A 9,573-nucleotide genomic window follows, 5' to 3' on the forward strand; every position below is an offset into this window, starting at 1 on the left:
AAGCGGTCGCCATCGCGCCCCACTACAGGACCGCCCCGACCAACCCTCCGACCAAGGTTCCCCGAGCCTGGAATCACTAAGTCACTGGTATTGCGGCTAGGGCCGGTTCCTCCACCACCAGCGGGAGCGAACCTGCTCGCCCTGGCCCAGGCCCAGGTCTCGTCGGCCGAGATACTCGCTGGCAGCCGTGGCGAACGCGTCGGCAGCGACGAGGAGGCGCTCGTGTGCCTCTTGGGAGTCTCCGTGCTCGGGAACGCCCAGCATCACGCCGAGGGACATGGCAGCTATTTGCACACGGACTGCGGACTCCCAGACGTTGCCGTCAGCTGGACCTTCAAGCCGTACGTGCTGGACGGCCAAGTCGACCGGGTAGTGGTTGTTCACCGCGTCGATTCGGGCCCGGAGTTCTGCGGCGGTCTGGGGACCAATGGCCGGACGGCCTGGGGCTGCGCCGAGGTTGAGGGCGCGTACGGCCTCAAGCGCAGGCTGTACGGGCCGTTCACGCGGGGGTGACCTGCGGTGGAAGGGGCACCGCGAGAACCGTTCCCCAAGACGTAGGAGATCGCTACCCAAAATGGCATGGTCATGCCGCATTCTCGGGTACGCCGGGTGCACGATCCGTCTACGGAGATCACCGCACTCAAGGCATCAGCAAGCACCGTCGGGATCCGGCGCCGCAGCCGTGGAACTCGATCTTAGGCATCAGGAGTCGTCCCGGGTGGTCATGGCCGCACGGATGGCGCGCGCGTTCGGCAAGTGCTGGGAGGTCGATGGTGGCTTCGGTAGCTTTGACGTCGACGACGCTACCGAGGGTGGTGCCGTCGGCCCAGGCGCAGGCGACAGTGAGATCGTCGCCCTTGCCATTGGCGGCGCACTTCATGAAGCCGCCAAGTGGACCGGGTGGGAAAACCGTGTAGCCGACGGCGACCACCCGTGGGCGGCAGCGTTTCCGCTCGGAGCTGATCTCGTCGGAGACGAGCCGATGTTCACGCCCGTTGCCGACCGCGCCCGGATGAAGCCAGCCGCCCCAGAATCAACTGGGCGGCCCGTCCATACCGTGGAAGGATGCCGGTTCGGGACGGGGGAGGCGGGGCGGTATGGGGCTGGACTACGGTTACGAGATCTTCATGCCCCCTCGGAACGTTGTGAGGGCACTGACCCGGCTGGCCGAACTCGCCCCCCAAGGCCGCGACACGCCGCTGCTTCCGGTGACCCTGCCGGGCGGAGAGCAGTTGATCGTGCCGTTCACCTCGAGGTTCAAGAGCGAACCGGTCGACTGTTCAGCAGGCGGCACGCTCGAACTGGACACCTCGATCGTCATTGGCGTCGACGACGCGGTGAGCGAGTTCTTCCTCCGCGATTCCGACAGGGTCGACGAGCGGGGACGAGTGTCGGTCGGGTACATCTACCTGACTGTCAGGTTCTCGCCCGCATGGCACCCGAACTTCGCGTCGCTGCAGTTCACAGCGGCCACCTCGGGCATGAGCCGGATGTTCGTGCAGTCCGCGAGCGTCAGGAAGGTGTTCACCGACCTCACCGCCGCCACCGGTGGTGTGTGCTGCCTACTCGACACCGAGACCGACATCTTCGACGTCTGCTGGCTCAACGGCGATACGGTCAGTGGTGAGACTGTTCCGGGTGCCCGTTTCCCGCGCTTCCACGATCTCGTCGCCGCCTGGCGCGAGCCGGTGGAGTAGAACGGGAACCGCGCCCGTAGGGGGTGCAGCGCAGGTGTCCGTGGGCCATGCGATCGAAAATACGCGGAGAATCCGCGCAGGCCTGCGGGGCTGGGGGAGACCCCCGGTCGCGCAGGCGCGACCGTCCGGGCCGTGTGGAACGGGCGGACGAGCCGTCGCCGGCCCATTGGGACCCAACTCGACAAGCCAGCGGCAGGACATCCTTTGCCAGCCACCGGGCGTCCCGGATTGCCGTAGCGTGACAGACGACGAAGTGGAGGACCGAATGAGCGCCCAGCCCGACCACATTCCCGCGCCGCCGCCCGCCCCGGCCCCGGCGGCCGCGGCACGGCTGCTTGCCCGCATCCGCGCAGACCACCGCGCCCACCGCTGGCAGCCCGCGTTCGAGAGGGACTGGGCCAAAGCTCTGGAAGACTCCCGGCAGACCTACGACCTGACCCCCCTTCACGAGGTCGTCCGCACCTGGCAGGGCCGTCTGCACACCGCCCCCGCAGTCGACGCGTTCGTCGCCGGTGGCATGGACGACGAGGACGGCATCGACCTGGAACAGATCATCGGGACCCGCCCGTGACCGACCGGCGCTGGCCCGCCCGCCTGTCCCCGCAGGCCGGCAAAACCCTCGTCGCCCTGCCACCGCACGCCCGGGAGATGGTCCGCGACGTCCTCGACATCGCCTCCCGCGCCCCCTGGGGATGGCCCCAGTGGGACTCCACCGACCCCGAGGGCGAGGACCTGCGCACCGCCTCCATCGGCCCGCTCACCATGGTCTACACGGTCAACCGCCTGGCCGGGCGGCTGTACGTCATCGACATCGTCTGGCTCGGCTGACCGGACGCCGGGACCACCGACCTCTCGGTGTGCGCCTGGACGGCGCTGCGGGGCCACCGCCCGCCACCGCAACGGGTGGGGTGCTCACCAGACACGTATGCAGGTCAGGGCCATCTCACCTCACTTGGCATAGGAGTTCACATATGCCAGGTGGTACACGCTGAGACCACCCGAAGCTGCGCTGGCCGGCTCGCCGGGCTTGGTCCTCGGGCTCGGCTCGGACGCAGGTGCCGAGGCAGCCCGCACGGACCGCGTCTCCCCGATGGCCTCCGGGTCCAGACCGGTGGCCGACCGCCGGGCATCCCCGGGCTACTCTCCGGGCAGGTAGGTGTCCACGGACGCAGTCCACGTCTGCGACCCGCCACTGCCCGGCCGCCGACACCGAACCCCGGGCACCGGGCTACGCTGCGCCCGGCAGCGCACAGGCGAACGGGGGAGTGCACACACATGACGGAGATCGCGGTACCCGGCCCGGAGCCCGACTGGCAGCCGGCCACCAGACCGCCCTACAACGACGGCAGGAACCCGGCCGCGCAGACCAGCCTGTGGGAGGCCACCGCGCCAGTACCTTCCGGATGATCGCCGGTCTGAAACCGCCGCTGGAGGCCCTCGCCACCCGGCTGCGCCTGACGGTGGAGCGCGGCTGGGAGGACCTGGGAGAGGTCGATGCCGCCGTCTTCACCGTCGAGCGCCTGCACTTCGCGCTCAGCCTGATGACCTACGGCCAGACGGAGACCTGGGCGTGGCTGCACCGCTCGCACGAGGACACCGACGAGGCACTCGACATCCTGCTGCGCGCCCTCGGGCTGGGCCGTGAGGCGCTGGTGTTCACCGGAGAGTTGGAGACCGGTTTCCACTACCTTGACGGACGCGAACCCGCCTGACAGGGTGCGAAGGCGTGCTTCACATGCGGTCGAGGATCCTCACCCGTACCTTTCCCGGCCCGTGACCGGACTCGCGGACGACCCAGTCGTCAAAGATCCGCACCGCCCCGGCGCTGCTCCGGGCCGGATTCCTCCTGCCGATGGCTCGACCTCGTGGCGGCAGGCGGCGAGCCGTCCGGAAACCACCCGCACCGGCTCTGCCCGGACACCGGTGCCCGCACCTCGTCGCTGACGAACCTGGACGCCCGGGCAACGGTCACGAAGACGTCGGCCGTCTTCCTGAGCCTCAGCCCCCGGGCCGCGCGGGGCGGACAGGGCCGGCGGTGGCGGCGGCCGCGAGCCGGTCGAGGGGGGTGTGGTCGCCCAGCTCGATGGCGAGCAGGGCCCGCACGAACGCCCTGGGCTCGATGGCGGCGTGGGGGAATTCGAAGCAGCGGTAGACGTTGCCGGTGGCGAACCGGGCCGGGTGGCGGCAGTCGGCGAGCAGGCAGTGTGCCTCCGCCGCGAGCGCGAGCCGCTTGAACGCCCGTGCTTGGCCGGCGTGTTCTGCGCGTCGCAGCCCAGGTGGTCCAAGGGGATCCGGTGGTGCCCGGAACTGTTCTCGACGGTCAGCCGCCCGCCGCCCGGGGTCACGAAACGGCCCGGTGCAGGATCCGCCTCCCGTCCACGACTAGGACCGGGGTCCCGGTCCCCCGACCATCGGCGGGTGAGGCCAACCCCCGGGCCGATAGGGGGGTTCAGCGGATGGTGCGGAGCGATCCCGTGCGGCGAGAGTTGGGCCCATGAACACGTACAAGGTCCTGCTCACCGCCCTGCTCGTCCCGCTCGGTGCCACCCTGGTCGTCGCCCCGGCCGCCTCCGCCGCCGCCACGCCCGCATCGGCCGCCGCATCGTCCTTCGCCGACGCCGCCGCGCCCGCCGGCCCGGAGGAGGGCGCGGCCGGCGCGTTCCGCTCCCCCGAGGCGGCCCTCGGCCGGGTGGCCCACCCGCTGCGCACCACCGACCCCAGCGGCGCCCTGGCCGACCTGCGCCCGTTCGGCCGGATGGTCGGCGAGGCCCGGGTGGTGGGCCTGGGCGAGGCCACCCACGGCTCGCACGAGTTCTTCACCGTCAAGCACCGGGTCTTCCGGTACCTGGTCGAGGAGAAGGGTTTCCGGGCCTTCGCCCTCGAAGCCCCGTGGAGCAGCGGACTGCGGCTCGACGCCTACCTCCTGCGCGGCGAGGGCGACGTGGAGCAGATCATGGACGAGGAGTTCCGGGGCACCTACCGGTGGTGGAACAACGCCGAGTACCGCGGTCTGCTCCAGTGGATGCGCGCGTACAACGTCGAGCACCCGAAGGACCCGGTCCGCTTCGTCGGCGACGACGGAGGGTTCGCCGGCGTCGAGCTGTACGACAAGGTGAACGCCTACGCGGCCGAGGCCCGCCCCGAACTCGCCCCGCGCCTGGCCGAGCTGTACCGGGGCCTGCGGCCCGCCACCGACGCCGAGACGTATGTCAACGACTACCTGGCCAAGCCGGCGGCCGAACGCAGGGAACTCGCCGAGCGGACCGGCCGGGCGGTGGAACTGCTCCAGCAGCGGCCCGGTACGGGCGCCGACGCCGACGCGTACGCCTGGGCCCTCCAGCACGCCACCGCGATCCACCAGATGACCACGCTGTACGCCTTCGACCTGGACGACCCCCGGGGCATCACCGACGCCATGCGGTACCGCGACCTGACCATGGCGCAGAACGTCGCCTGGTGGCAGCGGCAGACCGGCGACAAGATCGTGCTCGCCGCCCACAACAGCCACGTCGCCCTGAGGACCTACGCCCCCGCCAGCCACCCCAAGGTCCAGGGCGAATTCCTCCGCGAGGAGATCGGCGACGGCTACCTGAGCGTCGGCCTCACCTTCGACCACGGCTCGTTCAACGCCTTCGGCCCCGACGGCGGCGTCCACCGCTTCACCGTCGGCCCGGCCGCGCCCGGCACCGCCGAACACACCCTCGACCGGGTACGCTACCGCGACTACGTGGTCGACCTGCGCAACACCCCGACGGCGGCCCGCACCTGGCTTGCCACGCCACACACCGTCAAGAACATCGGTGCCGCCTACCCCGGAATCGCGGACACCCCCCAGATCGCACTCACACAGTCGCACGACATCGTGATCCACCTTCACCAGATCGAAGCGGCCCACATGCTCAAGTAACACCCGGCCCGCACACCGCACAGGACGAGCCCCCCGGATCCACGCGGCCGGCGGCCGGGTCTGCCCGCCACCACGCAGGCCCGGCCGACCTACCGGCCCCGATACCCTGCCACCGCTCGCGGCGGCGGTACTGCGGATCGGCGGAAACCGGGCACCGGAGCGGTCCGGCGGTGGGGAAGACCCGGTGACACCGCCCTCACCCCGCGGGGCAGCACCGCGCAGAACCCACTCCAGTACCGGCCGTGGCCACCGCGGACGCTGGCGCGAGGCAGTCACCAGCCCACTGCTGGAGTTCGCCGGATCGAGTGCCGGCTGAGGTCCGCGTCGGCGGTCTCGGTCGCTCCCCCTAGCGCATCTGCTCGGCTGGAACGAACGGAGGGATGCCCATGTCGACCCGCACCCGGCGCAGCACGGCCTGCTCCACGTCGTAGGCGTCCACCCCCGTCTCGAAGGAGTCGATGGGGGTCGTCTGCCAGCCGGCCCGGCGGTGGTCAGCGAGCCGGGTCGTGCCGAGGTTGGTGATCCCGACCTTCACCGCGTTGAGCTCCGTGTTGCGCAGGACGTAGACGAGGGCGGGCAGCCCGTGGCTCTTCGACCTCGTCGGGTGGGAGCTCCTCGGGCGGTGCGGGCAGTGCCTACTACAAGAACTGCGATGCGGTCCAGGCCGCCGGCAAGGCGCCCATCCATCGGGGCGACCCCGGCTACGGCAGTCACCTGGACCGTGACGGCGAGGGAATCGGCTGCGAGTAGCGCCAGCCCCGGCCCGCCGCTCGCAGTCCGAGCTAACCGGGGGCGGCAGGTCACCCCGCCGAGCCGCAGGGGAACTCGCACAATCCCGTCCCGTCGTCGAACATGACCCAGCAGCCACACCCATCGGGCGAACAGACGATCTCAACGTCGGTAGCCGCAGCGTTCCTGGTCGACCTGGTGGGGGCAAACCTCAGGGTCGTCCCGCTCTCGAAGTTCATCTCCAGCGTCCGGCCCATGATCAGGGCCATCTCGTGCAGACGCCCGCGGATCTCCTCGGAGCGCCGCTGCATCCGCTCCTGGTCGCTCGGGGCCAGCGTCCGCTGCTTCGTTGCAAGGTCGGTCATGACTTCCCCAACTCCTCTGTTCGATAGGGATCGTGCATCGAGTCCACCACGCTGGACGACCACCACCGCCGATTCGACCGACGCCGCCGTACTCATCCCTCTACGCTCTCTTCCGCGAGTCGGAGGTGGTGGACAGGGAGAGCTTCACCATCGGCACCGTCGACCCGCAGACCGGTTCCTCCAATGGCGCGATCCGGGCTGAAGACTTCGCCCACCAGATCCTGCGCACCCTCGGCCTGTGCGGCAAGCTGCTGACGGGCACCGCGCTCCCGGCCGGTCCCTGGCGGGGCGAACGCGCCGCGACCGACATCCTGGCCCTGGCCCGCAAGGGCCGCGCCCACCGCTCGGTCCAGAAGCTCGTCGTCAAGCACGGCGGCCACTACGTCACCGATGGCGCCGCCCTCGCCCTGGCCGCCACCGTCATCACCTGGGCCGAGCGCACCGGCACACCGGCCACCGACGTCGCCGAGGACACCATCGGCTGACCCCGGCACGCACCGGAGGCCGCCACCCCGCAGGGCGGCGGCCTCCGGCGGGTCCGGCGGTGTCGAGTACGACCTCATATGGTCGGCCACATCCTGGCCGGCCACTCCTCGTGCGTACGGACACCGAGCCAGCCGCCACCGCGCCAGACCCTGGCATACGGCCCGAGCCAGGACACCGGCAGCTCACCGGGCCACCCGACTCGCGCTGCGCGAGCTGGCCCGGGGCGGGTCCCCCGCCTCCCACCCCCGCCGCGCCTCACGCCCCGCTGGCGGGGCCTGCCCCGCCTTGCCGCCGTCTGCGCCCACGCCGACGTCCCGCCCCGCTCTCCGCGCGGCCCGATCCGCAGTGCCCCCGCCGGTCCTGCCTGCAGGAACCTGGCGCGCGTGAACGGCGTGCCGACCTGGACCTCCGTCACGCTCCTGGGCCTCTGGGTGGAGTGGTCGGGTGGCATCCGGCCGGCCGGGGCGAGCGGTTCCGACGCTCTGCCGGGAGCGGGGAGACGCGCCTTCGGGCGAGGGGCCGACAGACGGGGCGGGCGATCGCGACCGCGCGCGAAGAAGGGCGATCAAGAGGTGAACGGGGGCACCTTTTTCCCCGTTGCGCTGGTGGGACGCGCGTGCGTCCCTGCGATGCCGCCGTGCGCTGTGGCCCTCGGCGGCACCACACCACCATGGAAGGAACAACTCACCAGTGAAGCGCTTCCTCACACGCCTCGCGGTAGTCGCGGTGGCCGGAGCCGTGGCCGTTGTGCTGCCTGCTTCGTCGGCGTTCGCGGTCAACCGCACCGAATGCCGTGGACTGGGCGTCCTGTTGCTCCACAACGCGGGCGGCGACCTCTGCTTCGCCAACGCGGGCGTGCAGAACGTGGCGATCTACGGCGTGGACCGGATCTGGACCGGAGACAACAAGGTCACGTTCGAGTACGTACCGAAGCTGGGCGCGCCGGCGACCAGCGCGACCGTGGACAAGTGGCGCTTCGGCAACGTCCCGCCCATCCACAAGATCACGAAGATCAGGATCTGGTAACACCCACCCGTCGCCGCGAATGAGGTGACAGCGGGTCCTCGTCAGCGAGGACGCAACGCATGAGGCACCTGCGCCGGTGAGGGAGATGTTCGAAGTCTCGACTCAGCAGCGCAGGTGCCTTGTTGGCCCACCACCCCGGTGCCGCACCAGGCATCGTTCGCCCTGGTGCGGCGCGCCGCCCGGCAGGGCGGCAAGGGGCGGCCTCCCTCGTCGAACCGGCAGCCACCCCTGGCAGGATGGGCGGGAACCCGATCGCGGGCAGTGGACACGTACGGGGAGATGCCGTTGGTGCGTTCCATGTACCTCTGGGCGCGGTCGCGCAGGTGGTCCAGCAGGCGGAGGATATCGCCGCGACGCCACTTGGCGCTGCGCACGGCTTGGCCGCAGACCTCGTACAGGTCGTCGATACGCAGACCGGCGGTGGCCTTGGTGTACTTGCAGTGCACCAGTGTGACGTCGAGGTAGCGGCCGCCGGTGACCCGCAGGCCGACGAGGTCGGCTGCCTCGCCGGGGCCGTCGTCGTCGATGAGGACGTCGAAGGCGGTCGATGCGCGCAGATACGCGGACATGTGGAACTGGATGGAGTCCGGGCGGCGCTCGGGCCGTTGGGACTCCTTGGTGAAGTCCCCGCCCTGCCAGTCGAGCGGCACGAACTTGCTCGTGTCGAAGGGGAGTCGGGTGTAGCCGGGGTTGAGCAGGCGGCCCTCGTCGTCGATGAGGCGGTCGCCCTCCAGGAACAGCTCGGGCCTGTTGGCGTTGAGCCACGCCTGCAGCGGCACCGCCTTGGCGCCGCGGGAGCTGCTCTGTACCTGCGCGTCGGTGTTCAGCGGCCGGTAGACGAGGCGCTTGTTCTCGTAGTCGCCCTGGTAGGGGATCCGCCAGGTGTCGGTCACGAGGGAGAAGCGGAACGGCCCGGTGGGGGAGTGGTCGTCGACCTCGAAGTCGACGTCGGCCAGCGGGTAGGAGCGACCCTCGTGGTGGACGCTGAGCCGTCTGCCGGCGCCATCGCCGGCACCTCAGCCAGAGCCCGTACCGGGCAGACGACCTCGGCCTTTCCCACCCTCCACGTAGCCGTCCACGACCTGGACCACCTCGGGCCCAGATCCAGGCGATCGACCGCCCGGGCGGGAATCCCGTACGGAACCAGAAGATCATCCAGCGAGCAGGTATGTGACCAGACCGGCCCCGTACCAGCGCCTTCATCGTGTACGCCGTCCACGGCACCAGAACACCGCATGTCGCGAACGAGCGGGCGAAATCACCCAAACCTGAACCGCCCCGTGTTCAGTGGAGACTCGATTTCGTGTAAGGATTCGAGTCATGGCACGTCCCTCCTCCTACCCGCCTGAGCTGCGCCGTCGTG

The 9,573-nt window shown here is 70.4% G+C and carries 13 protein-coding genes and 2 pseudogenes; 10 read left to right on the forward strand and 5 right to left on the reverse strand.

The features are described from left to right. The first annotated feature begins 243 nt into the window (after positions 1–243). Positions 244–513 carry a hypothetical protein gene (locus AB0J08_RS39895; RefSeq protein ID WP_360644544.1) on the forward strand — a complete coding sequence of 90 codons (270 nt, stop codon included), beginning with the start codon at positions 244–246 and terminating at the stop codon, positions 511–513. Between the two features lie 127 nt (positions 514–640). On the opposite strand, the gene AB0J08_RS39900 is transcribed toward AB0J08_RS39895, so the two are convergent. Then, entirely contained in the window at positions 641–931 is a 291-nt protein-coding gene (locus AB0J08_RS39900; protein WP_360644546.1) for a hypothetical protein, read from the reverse strand. 166 nt (positions 932–1,097) lie between these two features. Between AB0J08_RS39900 and AB0J08_RS39905 the strand changes: the two genes are divergently transcribed. The 5 genes from AB0J08_RS39905 (at position 1,098) to AB0J08_RS39925 (ending at position 3,409) form a co-directional block, all read left to right on the forward strand. Then, on the forward strand, positions 1,098–1,697 hold the full coding sequence (locus tag AB0J08_RS39905) for a hypothetical protein (protein ID WP_360644549.1): 600 nt from the start codon (positions 1,098–1,100) through the stop codon (positions 1,695–1,697). Positions 1,698–1,962: 265 nt separating this feature from the next. Next, positions 1,963–2,268 carry a DUF6247 family protein gene (locus AB0J08_RS39910; protein WP_360644552.1) on the forward strand — a complete coding sequence of 102 codons (306 nt, stop codon included), beginning with the start codon at positions 1,963–1,965 and terminating at the stop codon, positions 2,266–2,268. Continuing rightward, complete coding sequence (locus AB0J08_RS39915; protein ID WP_360644555.1) at positions 2,265–2,525, forward strand: hypothetical protein; 261 nt, start codon at positions 2,265–2,267, stop codon at positions 2,523–2,525. Before AB0J08_RS39910 ends, AB0J08_RS39915 begins: the two co-directional genes overlap by 4 nt. 447 nt (positions 2,526–2,972) lie before the next feature. Continuing rightward, positions 2,973–3,104, forward strand: coding sequence for a hypothetical protein (locus tag AB0J08_RS39920; protein WP_360644558.1), 132 nt, complete (start codon positions 2,973–2,975; stop codon positions 3,102–3,104). After that, positions 3,101–3,409, forward strand: a complete 309-nt coding sequence (locus tag AB0J08_RS39925; RefSeq protein WP_360644561.1) for a hypothetical protein — start codon at positions 3,101–3,103, stop codon at positions 3,407–3,409. The genes AB0J08_RS39920 and AB0J08_RS39925 overlap by 4 nt, the downstream gene beginning before the upstream one ends. A 286-nt stretch (positions 3,410–3,695) precedes the next feature. Here AB0J08_RS39925 and AB0J08_RS39930 read toward each other — a convergent pair. Then, positions 3,696–4,168: pseudogene (locus AB0J08_RS39930) on the reverse strand (DUF6420 family protein). Positions 4,169–4,191: 23 nt separating this feature from the next. Between AB0J08_RS39930 and AB0J08_RS39935 the strand changes: the two are divergent. Further along, positions 4,192–5,604 carry an erythromycin esterase family protein gene (locus tag AB0J08_RS39935; protein WP_360644564.1) on the forward strand — a complete coding sequence of 471 codons (1,413 nt, stop codon included), beginning with the start codon at positions 4,192–4,194 and terminating at the stop codon, positions 5,602–5,604. 346 nt (positions 5,605–5,950) lie between these two features. Here the strand turns inward: AB0J08_RS39935 and AB0J08_RS39940 are convergent, their stop codons facing one another. Continuing rightward, positions 5,951–6,139, reverse strand: a complete 189-nt coding sequence (locus tag AB0J08_RS39940; RefSeq protein ID WP_360644567.1) for a hypothetical protein — start codon at positions 6,137–6,139, stop codon at positions 5,951–5,953. A gap of 116 nt (positions 6,140–6,255) precedes the next feature. Here AB0J08_RS39940 and AB0J08_RS39945 point away from each other — a divergent pair. Beyond that, a pseudogene (locus tag AB0J08_RS39945) lies at positions 6,256–6,354 on the forward strand (excalibur calcium-binding domain-containing protein); the annotation flags it as partial. 50 nt (positions 6,355–6,404) lie between these two features. Here the strand turns inward: AB0J08_RS39945 and AB0J08_RS39950 are convergent. After that, entirely contained in the window at positions 6,405–6,698 is a 294-nt protein-coding gene (locus tag AB0J08_RS39950) for a hypothetical protein (RefSeq protein WP_360644570.1), read from the reverse strand. A gap of 128 nt (positions 6,699–6,826) precedes the next feature. Here AB0J08_RS39950 and AB0J08_RS39955 point away from each other — a divergent pair, with 128 nt between their 5' ends. Both AB0J08_RS39955 and AB0J08_RS39960 read left to right on the forward strand, forming a co-directional pair. Beyond that, positions 6,827–7,183 carry a hypothetical protein gene (locus AB0J08_RS39955; RefSeq protein WP_360644573.1) on the forward strand — a complete coding sequence of 119 codons (357 nt, stop codon included), beginning with the start codon at positions 6,827–6,829 and terminating at the stop codon, positions 7,181–7,183. Between the two features lie 691 nt (positions 7,184–7,874). Beyond that, complete coding sequence (locus AB0J08_RS39960; protein ID WP_360644576.1) at positions 7,875–8,210, forward strand: beta/gamma crystallin domain-containing protein; 336 nt, start codon at positions 7,875–7,877, stop codon at positions 8,208–8,210. A gap of 41 nt (positions 8,211–8,251) precedes the next feature. Here AB0J08_RS39960 and AB0J08_RS39965 read toward each other — a convergent pair whose 3' ends face one another. Then, positions 8,252–9,103 (reverse strand): hypothetical protein, encoded by an 852-nt coding sequence (locus tag AB0J08_RS39965; protein WP_360644579.1) that lies wholly within the window; start codon positions 9,101–9,103, stop codon positions 8,252–8,254. Positions 9,104–9,573 lie beyond the last annotated feature (470 nt).

Origin of the sequence: Kitasatospora sp. NPDC050463, assembly GCF_040655255.1 — a bacterium.
In the GTDB taxonomy this organism is placed as follows: domain Bacteria; phylum Actinomycetota; class Actinomycetes; order Streptomycetales; family Streptomycetaceae; genus Kitasatospora.